Below are 17,090 nucleotides of genomic sequence, written 5' to 3'. Positions count from 1 at the left end.
ATGCTGCTGCTAAAAAACTGCACCCTAATAAATTTCAATCCCGCCCGGGTTGTCGAAAACGGTGATATCGCCATCGATGGCGAAAAAATTATTGCCGTCGGCGGCGATTTGTCGGCGGATTATCCTCATGCGCAATGCAAATATCTGCACGGCAAACTGGTTATGCCAGGGCTGGTCTGTGCGCATAATCATTTTTACTCCGGCCTCTCGCGGGGGATCATGGCGCCGATAGCGCCCTGCCCGGACTTTATCTCTACGTTAAAAAACCTCTGGTGGCGGCTGGATCGCGCACTGGATGAAGAGTCGCTCTATTACAGCGGCCTGATCTGTTCGCTGGAGGCCATCCGCCACGGCTGCACTGCGGTTATCGATCATCATGCTTCGCCAAATCTTATCAAAGGATCGCTGGCGATCCTGCGGCGCGGCTTTATTGAAGCCGGACTGCGCGGCATGACCTGTTTTGAAACCACGGATCGCAACGGCGGCCTGAAGGAGCTGGAAGCAGGCATCGCGGAAAATATCGATTTTGCCCGGCTGATTGACGCCCGGCGAAACGATAGCCTGGAAGAGCGCCTGGTGGAATGCCATATCGGCGCGCACGCTCCCTTCACCGTGCCGGACAGCGGCCTGACGATGCTGGCCGAAGCGAAGCAGGAAACGGGGCGCGGCCTGCATATCCACGTAGCGGAAGATCGTTACGATGTTTCACACAGTCACGACAGATACGGCATGGATCCTATTGCCCGCCTTGATAAATTCGGCCTGCTGGATGAGAAAACGCTTATCGCCCATGGACTCTGGCTCTCGGCCGATGAGATTGCGTTGCTGAACCAGCGTAGCGCCTGCCTGGCGCACAATGCGCGATCCAACATGAACAATCATGTCGGCTACAACCATCATCTGGCTGATTACCAGCTGGCGGCGCTTGGCACCGACGGTATCGGTGCCGACATGTTTGAGGAGCTGAAATTTGCTTATTTCAAACACCGGGACGCGGGCGGCCCGCTCTGGCCTGACAGCTTTTTGCGCATGTTGCATAACGGCAATATTTTGCTGGAGCGTAATTTTGCCCAACCTTTTGGTCAGCTGGCGGCGGGCTATACCGCCGATTTGACCATCTGCGACTACGTTTCACCGACGCCGTTGCAGGCGGAAAATCTCGCCGGGCATCTGGCTTTTGGACTTAACAGCGCGGCGGTGCACAGCGTCATTATCGCCGGCCGGCTGGTCTATGAAGATCGTCAGTTCCCCTCCGACATTGCACCGCTCTATGCGCGGGCGCGCAAAGCCGCAGCCAGGCTGTGGCAAAACATGGCAAAGCTGTAGATCTGTACGCCTTCGAATCGTAGCCGGGTGCGTTCCCGGCCGTAAGGGAGATACATTAATGAACGCTTCTGTCGCTCGTCCTGAACCGCTTCCGGTTTCTGCGCCGCCTGTCGATCGGGTATTGCCCGCCGGACACCCGACCCTCTTTGGCCTGGAGCATGTGCTGGTATGCCGTGCCGCTGGCCATCGGCACGGCGTCTGGCATAGCCGGTAAACGGATTATCGTGCCGTCCGGCTGCGCTTTGGTGGTCTGTCGCTTTGCCACCTCGCTGCCGCCGCAGCATTTCTTCCGCAGGCAGTGTGAAATCGCGGCCTGCAAGGCAGACAGTAACGGGGCTACTCCCCGATAAAGGACAACTGTTATGAGCATCGATCGCGTCAGGCCAGAAGATACACTTTATCCGGTAGGCAAATCCTTTGTCTGGGGATTGCAGCACGTATTGACGATGTATGGCGGCATTATCGCGCCGCCGCTGATTATCGGCTCGGCAGCGGGGCTGCATGCTGCCGAACTGGGCATGCTGGTCACGGCTGCGCTGTTTGTCAGCGGCTGTGCCACCTTATTGCAGGCGCTGGGCGTGCCCTTCTTTGGCTCCCGTTTGCCGCTGGTACAGGGCGTCTCTTTTGCGGGCGTGGCGACCATGATGGCGCTGGTGGCGGGAGACGGTGGCTTACCGGTAGTGTTTGGTGCAGTAATAGCCTCGTCGCTGATTGGCCTGCTGATTGCGCCGCTGTTTGCTCATGTCATCCGCTTCTTCCCTCCCGTCGTTACCGGGACGGTGATTACGGTCATCGGTCTGTCGCTGATGCCGGTTGCCGCCCGCTGGGCGATGGGTGGCGATGCCGACGCGCCGGAATGGGGATCGCCAGGCAATATCGGGCTGGCCGCGCTGACCTTAGGTCTGGTGCTGCTTTTTCATCGCGTGGGTAATGCCGCGATGAAAAGACTGGCCGTTCTGGCGGCAATAGTTCTGGGCACGCTGTTTGCCTTTGTCAGCGGCAAAGCGCATTTTACTGATGTCCTGCACGGCGAGATGATAGCGCTACCGGGTATCCTCAGCTTTGGGCTGCCGGTTTTTAACGTAGCGGCCATTCTGTCCATGACGCTTATCGTGCTGGTTCTGCTGACGGAAACCACTGCCGGACTGATCGCTATTGGCGAGATTATCGACACGGAGGTCGACGGCAAACGTATCGCCAGCGGTCTGCGGGCGGATATGTTAGCCAGCGCGCTCGCGCCGCTGTTTAACTCCTTTCCACAAAGCGCATTTGCACAGAACATTGGTCTTGTTGCCATTACCGGCATCAAAAGCCGCTATGTAGTGGCGGCGGGCGGCATTATCCTGGTGCTGCTTGGCTGTCTGCCCGTGCTGGGTCGGATAGTCGCAGCCGTTCCGGCTCCGGTACTGGGCGGTGCGGGCGTGGTACTGTTTGGTACCGTGGGGGCATCCGGTATTCGTACGCTGGCAAAAGTCGATTATAAAGACACGATGAATTTGGTAGTGGTAGCAACGGCTATTGCGTTTGGCATGATCCCCATTGTGATGCCCACGTTTTACGATTGCTTCCCGGATTGGATCAGAACGATTTTCCACTCCGGCATTAGCGCCGCCTGCGTGGTTGCCGTGCTGCTGAATATTGTGTTTAACACCATCAAAGGAACGCCAGACGTGCAGGAAAGTCAGTCCGGCTGAAAAATTCGTACAGCTAAAACCGGGTAGCAATTAACCTGAGGCCGCTATTTCTGGCATCTTATCCAGAGAGCAGCCAGCTGCAGAGGCTGGCTTCAGGAAAGAATAAATATTAGCCCTGCGTATCGCCATGCTGTCAAAGTTGTGACGCAGTATTTTGATACCGATAGCCTGTGCCGACATATTTATATTCATTATCCCTGACCGACACGGCTCAAACACGACCAGGAGCGACTGAGTGCGTGACCCGTACCGGCAAGCCATATCGTTTAGCGGAAAAACGGTCAAAACGGTCAGGATGGCCAGAACAGTCAGAAAGGTCAGGCTTGATGATTACGCCAGCAAGCACAACAGGAAGAGGTAAAATAGCCGGAAGCCACGGTGAAAAGATAAAACGGGTGGCGAGCGGCCACCCGAAAGGGTTCTTAACCTTCTTTACGCGGGTAATCTTCGCTGTTTACCCAGGCATGATCTTTTTCCCAGCTGAATTTCCACAGGCGAACCGGCCCGGCCATTACGTTCAGGTAATAATTGTCGTAACCGGCGATAGTCGCCACCGGATGGTAGCCTCGCGGCACCATTACCACATCGTGGTTATAGGCCGCCATGCACTCATCCAGCGAGCGGTCGTCGGTATAGACTCGCTGCATCGCAAAGCCCTGTTCCGGATTAAAACGGTGGTAATAGGTTTCCTCCAGATAGGTTTCGGTTTCTGAATCCTCCCTGTCGTGCTTATGGCTGGGATAAGAACTGGTATCGCCCTCGTCGGTATAAACCTCGACCACCAGCAGGCTGTCAGCGGGCTGGTCATCCGGCAGAATATTATGCACCAGCCGTTTATTGCGCCCTTTGCCGCGCCTCTCCACGCCCACGTCACCAGGCGCAATCAGGCGTGCCGGCAGGTTACCCTTGCCAGGCGCGCGACAGACCGCCAGTTCCAGATCGGAATCGGCCCGAACCTCTACCCGATCGTTATGCGGCACGTAAACGGAGTAAGGCGGCGTGCGTTCAAAAGGCGACATGCGTCTGCCGATATCCGGAAACTCTGCGTCGCGGGTTTTTACCGACGCCAGCCCGGCCACCAGCACCAGGCACAGCTCCTGACTGCCGCTTTCCAGCTGCAGGGTCTGGCCCTTTTTCAGCTGCCAGGCCTCGAAGCCGACATAGCGCCAGTTTGCGCTTTCCGGCGTAATCTGCTGGATACGTCCCTGCGCATCCGGACGTTGTGCTTTGGACAGCAATGACATGGTGCTCCTCCTTATGCGTTATCCCAGCGTTGGCATACTAAATTCAGAAACGGTCTTTTGTCCGCTCGGCCAACGAACGGTCGCGGTTTTCATTCGGGTGTAGAAACGCACGCCGTCCGGCCCATGAACGTTCAGCGCACCAAACACGGAACGCTTCCAGCCGCCGAAGCTGTGGAATGCCATCGGTACGGGAACCGGTACGTTAACGCCTACCATGCCCGCCTGCACCTCGCGTACAAAGTCGCGACCTGTATGACCGTTACTGGTAAAGATCGCGCTGCCGTTGCCGAACTCATGGCTGTTAACCAGTTTTAGCGCCGTCTCGTAATCCGGCGCGCGCATGATGCTCAGCACCGGGCCAAAAATCTCTTCGCGCCAGATAACCATATCGGCAGTGACGTTATCAAAAAGCGTTCCGCCTACGTAGTAACCTTCCGCATAGCCCGGCACCTGGAAATTACGCCCATCGACAACCAGTTTCGCGCCTTCCTCTACCCCTTTGTCGATATAACCCAGCACTTTTTTCTGGTGTGCGGCGGAAACTACCGGCCCCATTTCGTTTTCTTCACTGCCTTTCTGCATGCCGGGCCCGACACGCAGAGCCTTGACCAGCGGCGTCAGCGCGGCAATCAGCTTATCGGCCGTATCATCGCCCACCGCGACCACTACCGGCAGCGCCATGCAGCGTTCGCCCGCAGAACCAAAGGCACCGCCCATAATGGCATTGACCGTGGCGTCTAAATCCGCGTCCGGCATGACAATCGCATGGTTTTTGGCCGCGCCGAAGGCCTGCACGCGCTTGCCATGTGCGCTTGCGGTTTTATAAATATGTTCTGCCACGCCCGAAGAGCCAACAAAGCTGACGGCCTGAACGCGCGGATCGGTATAAAGCTGTTCAGCATCTTCATTGGAACAGTGAATAACGTTAAAGACGCCATCCGGCAGGCCGGCTTCCGTCAGCAGTTCAGCCATACGCACGGAGGCGGAGGGATCCAGCGCCGGCGGCTTAAGCACAAAGGTGTTGCCGCAGGCCAGCGCGATAGGGAACATCCACAGCGGCACCATCGCCGGGAAGTTGAAAGGCGTAATGCCGGCGACGACGCCCAGCGGCTGCATCAGCGAATAGCTGTCCACGCCTGTCGCGACGTCCGCCGAATTTTCGCCTTTAATCAAATGAGGAATACCGCAGGCAAACTCCACGACTTCCATACCGCGCGTCAGTTCTCCCAGCGCGTCTGACCAGACTTTACCGTGCTCGCTAACGATTAGCGCAGCCAGCTCGTCGCGATGCTGCTCCATCAGGGCCTTGAAATTAAACAGGACGCGGGCGCGGCGCAGCGGTGATGTGCGGGACCAGCCTTCAAAGGCGTTATGCGCGACTTCGATGGCGTGAGCGACCTCTTGTGCCGTGCTTTGCGTCACCTCACGCACCGGTTTGCCGGTCGCCGGATCGTAAACCGGAATTGTTTCGTTACTGGCGCTCAAAGACGTTTTTCCGCCGATAAAGTTTCCTGTAATAGTCATGTTCTGGCCTCTTAAATGGTGGTATTCCCTGTGGGCGGCTGCCTTTTAGCGGACGGCCCAACCGGACAACTCCCGAATGCGTGCAAAGACACTATTATATTGGAATAAATTTTTCAAATATTCCACTTTAGAAAATCTGTTTTTAGCGGCATAGATCGCATTTTTCTTTTTGCGCTGCCAGCTGATTTTATGCTGCGTCAGCGCGGAGCGTTAAAATAAAGAATCCAGTTGTGATGGGGGCCAGGAGCTTTAATAGAGGCTTTTTTCCTCGCGCATTCATTTGATTTCACTTGCTCCGGAAGGAGCGGGATTTCATGTATAAAGCCTGCTCAAAACGAAATTTTGCGAGGAAGATCTAAAAATTTAAGTTTCATCATTCCCCACTAATGAAATAAATGTTCTTCTGTTACACAACGTTCGACAGGTCGCGGTACAGGCTGAAAGTTCAGGTTATCGGGGCTGGTCTGATTGCTGATGGTGCAGGCCAGGCAAAGCCCTTGCCAACAGTCCGACATTTATCTCTTTTACTTTGCAGGAGCTGCAAGATGGCGATTGATCCAACCCGTATCTGTATTAACCGTAAAATTGCTCCCGGCCTTGGCATTGAGCAATTTTTCAAACTGGTTCACGGGCTCGGTCTGAATAAGGTTGAGCTGCGCAACGATATGTCCAGCGGCAAGGTGACGGACAATCTGAGCCACGAAGAGGTGCGCGAGCTGGCGCAGCGATACGGTCTGGAAATTGTTACCATCAACGCTGTCTATCCTTTCAACCAGGTGGACGAAGCCCTGCTGGCAAAAACGGAAGCGCTGCTGAAGGACGCCAGGGGCGTAGGCGCAAAAGCGCTGGTGCTCTGTCCGTTAAATGACGGTACGCCAATTTCTGCGGAAGAAACTATCAGCGCGCTGAAAAAACTGGCGCCGCTGTTTGAGCAATATGGCATTGAAGGCCTGGTTGAGCCTCTCGGCTTTCCGATCAGTTCATTGCGTTCCGCCGTCCACGCCCAGGCGCTAATCCGCGATGCCAACGTGCCTTTCCGCCTGTTAGTGGATACCTTCCACCATCATCTGTACGAAAAGGCGGAAGCGGAATTTGAAAGCGGGATCGATATCGACAATATTGGCCTGGTCCACCTTTCGGGCGTCGAAGATACAAGGCCAACGGCGGAACTGACCGACGAAGAACGCATTATGCTGAGTGAAGGTGACCTGCTGAGAAGCGTGGCTCAGGTACAGCGCCTGGAACGCATGGGGTATCGGGGCGTGTACGCGCTGGAACCTTTTTCTTCTGTTATGGAAAACTGGCGCGCTGCGGATATTGAGCGGGAAATCCGTCAAAGCATTCAGCTGTTGCAGGCATAAAATTTTTTAGCGCGCGGCCCGGTGCTGTGGCTGCGCTCTGCCCCTGATTCCCTCTCTTTTATCTGTGTCGTATCTTGCGGTCTGATGACCGCCCTTTTTTTAGCGCTTTTGCGGTATCAACAGCTTTCCCACGCAGCACGCGGCGTCGACAGCTTTCCGCGTGACGAGCGTTATCAACAACCTTCCTGCGCAACATGCATCATCGACAGCCACTCAACGCCGCGCCCTGGCGCCTGATCAAAAAGTCTTTTGCATAATATTTACAATGTTCAACCGTATCTGGCGCCCTGCGCAACGGAAATGCTGCTCAGGCGCTTTCCGCTGTTGCATGACGGGCCTTCAACGTCAGCAACATCGCCAGACAGACCAGCAGCGCGCTAACCAGATAAATAACCGGGACGCCGGCATAGCTCATTACCAGCCCGGCCAGCGGCCCGGTGATGCCCAGCGCAAGATCCATAAAGGCCGTATAGGTTGCCAACGCGCTGCCCTGATTCTGCGCGGGCACGGCCTTCACCGCCACCACGCCAATCGCCGGGAAAACCAGCGAGAAGCCGGCACCGGTCAGCAGCGCGCCCAGCTTTGCCATCCACGGATCCGCCGCACCCCAGACCAGAAATAAACCGACGGCTTCTACCGCAAAGCAGACCGCCGCCACCATCAGTCCACCGTGCCGGTTAATGGCGTTGGGAAACAACAGGCGCGTACCGACAAAAGCGCCGCTGAACAGCGTCAGCGCCCAAGCCGCGCCGTCCCAGCCTTTGTCCTGGTAGAAGAGCGTAATAAAGGTAGCGATCACGCCAAAGCCGGCGGATCCCATCGCCAAAAGGGTACCGAAGCGCCAGATCTTGCCCAGCACGGCGCGAAAAGGCAGCGGTCTGCCCTTGCTGCTTTTGACGGCAGGTCGTGGCAGCGCCATCAGCACCGCCAGCAGCGCGATAGCCGTTACCACGCCGGCCAGCAACAGCAGGCCGCCCCAGCGATAAATGCCCACGCCCAGCGGCGCGCCAATCGCCATCGCGCCATAGGTGAAAATGCCGTTCCAGGAAATTACGCGTCCTATATGAAGCGATCCCACTACGCCGACGCCCCAAAGCGTGGAGCCGGTTCCGGCAAAACTTTGCCCTATGCCAAGCACGATCCGGCCAAAGCAAAGCAAAAGCAGGCTAACCATCGGGAGCGTTGCGGTTAACGCGGCAAGCGCATAGCACAGCCCGCTGATCAGACAGCCGCAAAGCCCAGCCACCACGACTCTTTTCGGGCCCAGCAGGTCGGCAAAGCGCCCCGCGTGCGGACGACTGACCAGCGTGGCGAAATATTGCAGGCTTACCACTAATCCAGCCCAAAATGCGCTGTAGCCCATCACATCGTGGACATAGCCAGGCAGCACTGCCAGCGGCAGGCCAATAGTCAGATAAGCGGCGAAATTGAAAATCACAACGGAAATGATGCGCAGATTCAGACGTAAAGCGCCCGGAGCCTCCGGGGCGGGTTGTTCAGGCATAGCGAAGAATATCCTGTCCGAAATGACATGAATAATAACTATAACCTGATTTCCCGGCCCGCAGGCGGCCAGTGCATAAATTATGCGGCACGCTATTTTTAACACGGCCTGCAGCCAGACCAGCTATTGCTGACGTATCCTGCTCTGCGTTGAACAAAATATCCCGGTTCTGAGACCTTTCCTGAAATCAGAAGCCTGCCGGAAAACAGTCGCTACACTTAATCACAAAAAGCCTGAAGGAGAAGGAATGAACGCACCACAGCAGGAGAAGATGGGGCAGAATATGCTGCTAAAAATGGCGACGCTGGTCGTGGTTTTAGCCGGCATCAAGGCGGCATCGGCTATCCTGGTTCCCTTTTTACTGGCCCTGTTTCTGGCCATTATTTTAAACCCGCTGGTTACCATCCTGATGCGGCGCGGCGTCCGGCGCGGTATGGCTATCAGCCTGGTGATCGCGGCGGTGCTGGTTGCATTCGGGCTGCTGGTGGCGATGATTGCCGGTTCGGCGGATGAGTTCTCTACCGTTTATCCGCAGCTTCAGCAGCAAATGACGCAAAGGCTGGCGCAGCTTCAACATATTGCCGCGCCTTTTCATATTAATCTTTCTACCAACAGCCTGGCGGCGCGGCTCGATCCCAACGCCATTATGGGCATGGCGACGCTGATCCTCAGCCAGTTTTCCGGCGCGCTGACCAACCTGGTGCTGCTGATTATGACAGTGGTGTTTATGCTGTTTGAAGTGCATCACCTGCCCTACAAGCTGCGTTTCGCGCTGATCAATCCTAAAATTCGCATCGCCGGGCTGCATAAAGCGCTGAAAGGCGTTACCCATTACCTGGCGCTGAAAACGCTGATTAGCTTGATTACCGGGTTTTCCGTCTGGCTGGTGCTGATGCTGCTGGATGTGCAGTTCGCGCTAATGTGGGGCGTAGTGGCGTTCGTTTTAAACTATATTCCCAATATCGGCCCTATTATTGCCGGTATTCCGCCCACGCTACAGGCGCTGCTGCTAAACGGCGTGTATGAAGCGGCGCTGGTCGCAGCGCTTTTCAGCGCGATCCATATGGTGTTTGGCAATATGCTGGAGCCGCGCGTGATGGGAAAAGGGCTGGGGCTTTCCAGCCTGGTTGTGTTCCTGTCGCTGATTTTCTGGGGCTGGCTGCTGGGGCCGGTAGGAATGCTGCTCTCCGTACCGCTCACGAGCGTGTGTAAAATCCTGATGGAGACCACGCCGGGCGGCAGCAAACTGGCGATCCTGCTGGGCAACGGCAGACCGCCGAGGACGGCAAAACCCAAACTGCAAAAATAGTCGTCAGCGCGCGTCAAAGACGCTGGTATCGGTTATTGCCCGCACCTCAACCTTGTTGGGCAAGATAGCCAGCGAGGAGAAGAGATCGGCAACCTGCTGAACTTTAGCGATATCCTCTGCCGTAACCGGCCGTATGCCATGAGAAATACGGCCGGTAATGCCTTTCGACACTTCCGGCGGCAGACGAGTCAGCGACGAATAAACCTTATTATACTCAACCGGATGCGCTATCCCCCAGGCGCGAGCCTGCGCCAGTCGGCGCGCGAAATCGGCGATAGCCAACCGCTTTTGCGGATCTTTTAGCGAGCTGCCGGTAGCGGTGACAAATGAGAGCGAGGTGGTCAGCCCTTTGCTGTCGCGCAGCAGCCGCGCGCCGTGCTGTTCAGCAATGCCCAGATAGGGATCGAAAGTGGCCCAGGCGGCAATTTGGCCGGAATTAAAGGCGGCGCTGGCGTCGGTCGGCAGAACAAAGCGTACGGAAACCGCCGTTTGCGGCACTCCGGCCTCTTCCAGCGCTTCATAGAGCAAATGCTGCGAGATGCTGCCGCGTGCGGAGGAGACCACCACCGTTTTTCCTGCCAGATCCCTGACGCTGTGCAGCGGTGAATCAGCGGGTACGATCAGTCCATTGCTCGCGCTGTCGCCCACGTTGGTGGCGATAATTTTCAGATCGACGCCGCCCGAGGCCGCCATCAGCACCGGCAGGTCGCCCGCGTAAGAGGTATCCACTGCGCCAGCCCGCTGGGCTTCAAACAGCGGCGCGGCGCCCTGAAAGTTGGCCCAACGGTAGTCATAAGGCGCGTCTTTCATTACGCCGGAAGCCTCCACCAGCGACCGTAGATTCCGCGCCTGGTCGCCCAGTACCAGCGTCACTTTTTCCGCTTTTGCCGCACTGGCTATCAGGCTTATGCCCAGCAGCAGCGCCAGCGCGCTTTTTCCCGCTTTCATCTTTTTTCCTTAAAGCGCGTTACGCGCCAGCTGACGAATATAGGCATCCCAGTGCAGCAGATACTTTTTATTTTTTATGCCGTTATCAAAAACCCGCGCGGCTTTTTCGGCCACGCTGTCGGGCACAATGCTCAGCTCTGCGCCGCCAGACTGGGCCGCCAGCTGCGCCACGCACGCTCTTTCCAGGTAATAAAGGTTGTAGAAGGCCTCTTCCAGATTTTCACCGCAGGTCAGCAGGCCATGATTACGCAGGATCAGCGCGTTCAGATCGCCCAGGTCGGTGACGATACGCTGCTGTTCATCCAGATCCAGCGCGATGCCTTCGTAATCGTGATAGGCCAGCCTGCGGTAAAAACGCATACTGTGCTGCGAAATCATCAGCAGACCGTTTTTCTGCGCCGCCACGCCAATGCCCGCCGCCGTATGGGTATGCAGCACGGCGTGCGTGTGCGGGCGGGCGCGGTGAATAGCGCTGTGGATAACGTAGCCAGCCGGGTTGATGCCTGAGCCGACAGGATCGTCAATGATTTCGCCGTCCAGATCGACTTTCACCAGCGTTTCCGGCGCAATTTCGTCGAAGGTTTGTCCGTAAGCGTTGATCAGGAAATGCGGCTTGTCGCCCGGCACCCGCAGCGAAAAGTGGGTGTAGATATGATCGGTCCAGCGCAGCCGCGCGGCCAGCTGGTAACACTGGGCCAGTTTGACGCGAGCCTGCCACTCCGCGTCGGTAATTCGCGCGCGAAGCGATTCGGCGGAATGCAGTGCGCCACTCATAAAATCCTCCTGAATACAGCGTGATGGAAGCCCGAAGCCGGGCCAGGGCATCCTGACACAGAAGAAACGTATGGCGGAAACGATCAATCTGAGAATAAATTGCATAAAATTAGCTAAGCGACGGCGCACCTGATTTTTTTTTCCGCGCCATGCTACCTTTACCTTTTCAGGCGGCGCAGGGATGCCGCTAACAGAGGACAATGAATGGATCGGCCGAAAAGAAGCAGTGAAAAAAGAGGCGTGCTGCTGGCGGTCGCTGGCATAGTGCCGCTGCTCCTTTGTCTGATCTTTACTTTTATCGACGCCAGACAGATCGTTAAGCGCCAGCAGGCGGCGACGGCGGGTATGCTGCTGGCGCATGCCGAAGCAATCGGCGACCGGGCCTGGGATACCCTTGACGAACTTCAGGCGTTTCCGAAAAGACCCTGCGAAGAGATCAATGACGAGCTGAGAAAGTATGCGGCGCTGTCTCCCTATTTTCGCTCAATAGGCGTTATGCGTGAGGGTCGCATAACCTGCTCTTCCGCATTCGGCGGGATACATAACGATATCGCTACCGTTATTCAGCGTCAGCCGCCGACGGATCGAAAAGCGAAGTGGATGCTTTCGTTAAGCCAAACCTGGGCGGTGAGAGACAGGCCCGCCGTGATTTTTATGCACGATACGCCCGCGCATTCCGGCGCTTTTGTGATCGTTGACGGCCAGTATTTGCTGGATGTGATGAGCGCGGTCGGCAAAAGCCAGCATAACAGTATCCGGCTACAGTTCGGTGGCGGCTTCGCCTTGCGCAGCGGCGCAAACGGCAATCAGCCGTCGGGACTGCTCCAGCCCGTGACGCTCAGCGAACGTTCCAGCCGCTACCCTATCGGCGTCGAGGTGACCTCGCCCGCCAGCGATATTGCCTTTACCTGGCGTCAGGGTCTGTTTACCTTCGTGCCGATGGCGCTGATCCTGTCGCTGCTGTTGATGACCGTGACCAACAACTGGCTGAAACGTAAGCTTTCTCCCCGCGACCAGCTGCGGAAAGCCATACTGCATCGCGAATTCTCCGTTAATTATCAGCCTGTTTATCATATGGTTACAGGTAAAGCCAGCGGCGCTGAAGTGCTGATGCGCTGGCAGCGGCCCGACGGCCACTGGGTAAGGCCAGATATGTTTATCACCGCGGCGGAAGCGGAAGAGATGATCATACCTTTGACCCGCCATCTGATGGAGCTGGTGCTGGAGGATGCCAAACAGTGGAGTCTGCCGCCGGATTTCCGTCTGGCGCTTAACGTGGCCGCCGCGCACGTCCAGCACGACGATTTTGTCGAGGATATCCGCTATTTTGCTCGTGGCATGGCGATACATCGACCGGATATCACGCTGGAACTGACCGAGCGCAGCCTGCTTTCCGACGGAGAAGACGTCGTGCAAAAGCTCCAGCTGCTGCGTAATGAAGGTATCCATATCGCCATTGATGACTTTGGCACCGGCCACTGCTCGCTCTCTTATCTGCAAACCTTCCCGCTGGATTACCTGAAAATCGACCGCGGCTTCGTCAATGCCATCGAATCAACCACGGGCGAAGCGCCGGTGCTGGACGCCATCATCACGCTAAGCCACAAGCTGGGGCTGAAGATTGTGGCGGAGGGCGTAGAAAACGCCACTCAGCTTCATTATCTGCAGGCGCGCGGAGTAGTATTTATTCAGGGATATTATTACGCCCGCCCAATGGACAACCGGCTATTTATGTCCTGGATGCAGCAGGAAGGTCAACGCCCGCTGGTTTAAATAGTCGGATACAGGCTAAATTAACGCCGACGGCGGAAAAGCGTAACGATTTTCAATTTCATTTGCGTAGCTTTAGCGCCGCCCGCAATGCAATCCTGACGGCGTCGTCTTCGGGGAACGTTTTTTGTTCGCTATGGGTTATCCCTGCCTCTTCGTACCGGGCTTTCGTCCGTTCATTAATCCTGGCCAGCATTGTGATAATTTGAGACGAAACCTGCTGGTGCTCCTGATATATATCCCAATAGCTTTTTCGCTGATATTTCAGGAAGCGATACTTTAATATAAACCTAATGTTATCAATACATTGAATAACTTTCATTCGCATCAAGCCTGGCCACTTAGCCATTAGCAAAGCGCGTTCTTCAGACCCTGTTTTGTCTGTAATTTCTCCACTCTCAGGCTTTATCTGTTTTTGTGAATAAACCCTACCGTTATTAAGGAGAAAAGTTTGCTGAGGCCGGAAGAATTTTAAATTAGCTTCTGTGCTTTCCAGCCAATAGTTTTTAAAATGAACGTGTTTTTTATTATTCATTACCCCCCCGCAAGACTGCGAACGGCAGTATTACCGATCGAGCCAGCAGGCGCAATACTAATATTGGCAGGTAGCCTGACTTAATCTCATTATAAAAAAGTGGGCAATGTCTTCTTATTCCCCCTCACCTGGCTGGCCTTCGCCGTGAATTTTTCTGGCGTTTTCGGCTGCGTCGAGGGCGCGGTTGCGTCCGTTAACCGCTGGTTACACAATCTAATTTCAGGTAGAAATTATGTTACACAGCGCAGAAACGATATACTGAAAGCAGACGGATATTTGTTAACGAACGAACAAATTTGCTACTTATCTCCGTCGACAGGGCGAAAGCCCGTACGCTATTCGCTCTGCTTTCCCGCTGCGGCGGCGCGAGCGGAGCGGAAGATTTTTCCGGGAAACAGTCAATTACAGGGTGCTTTATATGAAGCTACGTAGGAAGCGTGTTAAGCCGATTGGCTTAAAAGACGTAACGATCATTGATGATGCCAGGTTACGCAAAGCCATTACCGCAGCGTCGCTCGGTAACGCTATGGAGTGGTTTGACTTTGGGGTATACGGCTTTGTCGCCTATGCGCTGGGCCAGGTATTTTTCCCCGGCGCCGACCCTGGCGTGCAGATGATTGCCGCGCTGGCGACCTTCTCCGTTCCTTTCCTGATCCGCCCGCTTGGCGGCCTGTTCTTTGGCGCGCTGGGCGATAAGTATGGTCGTCAGAAAATCCTTTCCATTACCATTGTCATTATGTCGGTCAGTACTTTCTGTATCGGCCTGATACCTTCTCATGCCTCTATCGGCATCTGGGCGCCCATCCTGCTGCTGCTGTGTAAAATGGCGCAGGGCTTCTCGGTAGGCGGCGAATATACCGGTGCCTCTATTTTTGTGGCCGAATACTCGCCTGACCGCAAGCGCGGCTTTATGGGCAGCTGGCTGGACTTCGGTTCTATCGTCGGCTTTGTGACAGGCGCAGGCCTGGTGGTGCTGATTTCTACCGTGGTCGGCGAAGCGAATTTCCTTGACTGGGGCTGGCGTATTCCGTTCTTCGTGGCGCTGCCGCTGGGCCTGATCGGCATCTATCTGCGTAACGCGCTGGAAGAAACGCCTGCGTTCCAGCAGCACGTTGAGAAACTGGAACAGGGCGATCGCGAAGGTCTGGCCGACGGCCCGAAAGTGTCGTTTAAGGACATCGCTACCAAACACTGGAAAAGCCTGCTGGCCTGTATCGGTCTGGTGCTGTCTACCAACGTCACCTACTACATGCTGCTGACCTATATGCCCAGCTACCTGTCGCATAACCTTCACTACTCCGAAGATCACGGCGTGATGATTATTATCGCGATTATGATTGGTATGCTGTTCGTGCAGCCGGTAATGGGCCTGATGAGCGATAAGTTTGGCCGTCGCCCGTTTGTGATTATCGGCAGTATTGCGCTGCTGCTGCTGGCGATCCCGTGCTTTATGCTGATTAACAGTAACGTGATGGGCCTGATTTTCGCCGGTCTGCTGCTGCTGGCGGTGATCCTGAACTGCTTTACGGGCGTAATGGCTTCGTCGCTGCCGGCGATGTTCCCTACCCATATTCGCTACAGCGCGCTGGCCAGCGCCTTCAATATATCTATTCTGGTAGCGGGCCTGACGCCAACGCTGGCGGCGTGGCTGGTGGAATACACCGCCAACCTGTATATGCCAGCCTACTATCTGATGGTGGTAGCGGTTGTGGGTCTGATTACCGGTATCATGATGAAGGAAACGGCCAATATGCCGCTGCGTGGTGCAACGCCTGCCGCCTCTGATATTGCCGAGGCAAGAGAGCTGCTGCAGGAGCATCACGACAATATCGAGAGCAAGATCGAAGATATTAGCGAGCAGATCGCCGAGCTGGAAGAGAAGCGTAAGCATCTGATTAACCAGCATCCCCGCATTAACGAGTAAGCCTACAGGTTTGCATTAGCAAGTCAGTTTAAAAGCCCGCAGCCGCGGGCTTTTTCTTTCACCTTCCGCTTTTTTCGCCGCTTGTCCAGTAGGTGCCGGTTTCCGGCAGCGGCAAAAATTCCTCGTTCATTTCACGCAGCGTGTCGGCCGGTTCCAGATCGTGGAACAGCTGCGGATGCAGCGTTTTAGCAATAACCTCGACCGCCAGCAGATGCCACGGGCTCAGATAAAAATTGTGCCACACGGCTAAGGTTCGGCCCTGACGAATGGCCGCCAGCTGGGCGATAACCCGCTCGCTCGCCAGCGCCTGCGAAAAACTTTGCTTTGCCGTGGCCGGCGCGACCTGCGGGCCAAGCTGTAGCCGATGCGGCTGCTGCGCATCGCCCAGGCCGGTTGCCAGAAAGAAATCGGGACGGGCAGCCAGCACCGCCTCCGCGCTTAGCTGACCAAATACGCTGCTAAACTGACCGGCCGCAATATTGTCGCCGCCCGCATACGCCAGCAGATCGGCCAGATTGCCGTGTCCCACCGTGGTACAGCACACTTCCCGCCGCCCTATATGCAGTTGCAGCATCACGCGTGGCCTGACTGGAGCCGCCTGACGCAGCCGGTCATGAATTAGCGCCATATGCCGTTGATAGAAGGCGATAAAGCGCTGCGCTTTCTGCTGGTCACCCAGCGCCTCACCCAAAATTTTCAGGCTCGGTACGGTATTTTTCAGCGGATCTACCCGCGTATCGACGTAGATAACCGGAATGGCCGCCGCGTCCAGCTGCATCAGCGTGCTGTCCTGCGCCGCAGGCTTTTTGGCGTAAAGCGGCAGGATCACCAAATCCGGCCGCAGCGCGATGATTTTTTCCACGCTGAGCTGGCCCGGATTAGCACCGCCAATCAGGGGAATTTTTTTGATGGCGGGGAAAGCGGCACTGTAGCGTGCCCAGGTCTGCCGATCGTAATGCGGCAGATCGCCAGGCCAGCCCGCCACGCGCCGCAGCGGGTTGCCCTGTTCCACCAGCGCCAGCGTATAGAGCAGCCGTCCTTCGCCCAGTACGATGCGCTGCGGATTGTCCGGCACCGTGACCTTGCGCTGCAAAATATCGGTAAGCATTTTTGCCTGCGGCGCGCTGCAGGCTAACAGCAGCAGCAGGATAGGCCATTTTTTCATGAGGTTTCCCAT

The 17,090-nt window shown here is 56.0% G+C and carries 14 protein-coding genes; 7 read left to right on the top strand and 7 right to left on the bottom strand.

Going from position 1 to position 17,090, the window contains the following annotated elements:
* From ssnA to AB6T85_RS16080, 3 genes are all read left to right on the top strand, one after another.
* On the top strand, positions 1-1,326 hold the full coding sequence (gene ssnA / locus AB6T85_RS16090; protein ID WP_301251895.1) for a putative aminohydrolase SsnA: 1,326 nt from the start codon (positions 1-3) through the stop codon (positions 1,324-1,326).
* Positions 1,327-1,384: 58 nt separating this feature from the next.
* Positions 1,385-1,540, top strand: a complete 156-nt coding sequence (locus tag AB6T85_RS16085; protein ID WP_253457399.1) for a hypothetical protein — start codon at positions 1,385-1,387, stop codon at positions 1,538-1,540.
* 148 nt (positions 1,541-1,688) lie between these two features.
* A complete protein-coding gene (locus AB6T85_RS16080; protein WP_253457395.1) occupies positions 1,689-3,020 on the top strand; it encodes a nucleobase:cation symporter-2 family protein in 1,332 nt (443 codons plus the stop codon).
* A 422-nt stretch (positions 3,021-3,442) separates the two neighbouring features.
* On the opposite strand, the gene iolB is transcribed toward AB6T85_RS16080, so the two are convergent.
* Complete coding sequence (iolB, locus tag AB6T85_RS16075) at positions 3,443-4,264, bottom strand: 5-deoxy-glucuronate isomerase (RefSeq protein ID WP_253457391.1); 822 nt, start codon at positions 4,262-4,264, stop codon at positions 3,443-3,445.
* An 18-nt stretch (positions 4,265-4,282) separates the two neighbouring features.
* Entirely contained in the window at positions 4,283-5,788 is a 1,506-nt protein-coding gene (locus AB6T85_RS16070; protein WP_253457389.1) for a CoA-acylating methylmalonate-semialdehyde dehydrogenase, read from the bottom strand.
* A 545-nt stretch (positions 5,789-6,333) separates the two neighbouring features.
* Between AB6T85_RS16070 and AB6T85_RS16065 the strand changes: the two genes are divergently transcribed.
* Positions 6,334-7,149, top strand: a complete 816-nt coding sequence (locus AB6T85_RS16065; RefSeq protein WP_253457385.1) for a TIM barrel protein — start codon at positions 6,334-6,336, stop codon at positions 7,147-7,149.
* 307 nt (positions 7,150-7,456) lie between these two features.
* Here AB6T85_RS16065 and AB6T85_RS16060 read toward each other — a convergent pair whose 3' ends face one another.
* Positions 7,457-8,653, bottom strand: coding sequence for an MFS transporter (locus AB6T85_RS16060; protein WP_253457382.1), 1,197 nt, complete (start codon positions 8,651-8,653; stop codon positions 7,457-7,459).
* Positions 8,654-8,900: 247 nt separating this feature from the next.
* Here AB6T85_RS16060 and AB6T85_RS16055 point away from each other — a divergent pair, with 247 nt between their 5' ends.
* Entirely contained in the window at positions 8,901-9,962 is a 1,062-nt protein-coding gene (locus AB6T85_RS16055; protein WP_253457379.1) for an AI-2E family transporter, read from the top strand.
* Between the two features lie 3 nt (positions 9,963-9,965).
* Here the strand turns inward: AB6T85_RS16055 and AB6T85_RS16050 are convergent, their stop codons facing one another.
* Both AB6T85_RS16050 and AB6T85_RS16045 read right to left on the bottom strand, forming a co-directional pair.
* Positions 9,966-10,910: an ABC transporter substrate-binding protein gene (locus AB6T85_RS16050; RefSeq protein ID WP_369896127.1), complete on the bottom strand. Its 945-nt coding sequence runs from the start codon at positions 10,908-10,910 to the stop codon at positions 9,966-9,968.
* Between the two features lie 9 nt (positions 10,911-10,919).
* Positions 10,920-11,684, bottom strand: a complete 765-nt coding sequence (locus AB6T85_RS16045; protein WP_369896126.1) for a class II aldolase/adducin family protein — start codon at positions 11,682-11,684, stop codon at positions 10,920-10,922.
* 204 nt (positions 11,685-11,888) lie between these two features.
* Between AB6T85_RS16045 and AB6T85_RS16040 the strand changes: the two genes are divergently transcribed.
* Positions 11,889-13,457 carry an EAL domain-containing protein gene (locus AB6T85_RS16040; protein ID WP_301253339.1) on the top strand — a complete coding sequence of 523 codons (1,569 nt, stop codon included), beginning with the start codon at positions 11,889-11,891 and terminating at the stop codon, positions 13,455-13,457.
* Positions 13,458-13,515: 58 nt separating this feature from the next.
* Here AB6T85_RS16040 and AB6T85_RS16035 read toward each other — a convergent pair whose 3' ends face one another.
* Positions 13,516-13,989 (bottom strand): hypothetical protein, encoded by a 474-nt coding sequence (locus tag AB6T85_RS16035; RefSeq protein WP_253457368.1) that lies wholly within the window; start codon positions 13,987-13,989, stop codon positions 13,516-13,518.
* A gap of 418 nt (positions 13,990-14,407) precedes the next feature.
* Between AB6T85_RS16035 and proP the strand changes: the two genes are divergently transcribed.
* Positions 14,408-15,913, top strand: a complete 1,506-nt coding sequence (gene proP / locus AB6T85_RS16030) for a glycine betaine/L-proline transporter ProP (protein ID WP_253457366.1) — start codon at positions 14,408-14,410, stop codon at positions 15,911-15,913.
* A 58-nt stretch (positions 15,914-15,971) separates the two neighbouring features.
* Here the strand turns inward: proP and AB6T85_RS16025 are convergent, their stop codons facing one another.
* A complete protein-coding gene (locus AB6T85_RS16025) occupies positions 15,972-17,078 on the bottom strand; it encodes an ABC transporter substrate-binding protein (RefSeq protein ID WP_253457363.1) in 1,107 nt (368 codons plus the stop codon).
* Positions 17,079-17,090: the final 12 nt, after the last annotated feature.

The sequence above is a fragment of the Erwinia aeris genome, from assembly GCF_041224955.1.
Lineage (GTDB): Bacteria > Pseudomonadota > Gammaproteobacteria > Enterobacterales > Enterobacteriaceae > Erwinia > Erwinia aeris.
This window is presented reverse-complemented; position numbering and strand designations above follow the sequence as displayed.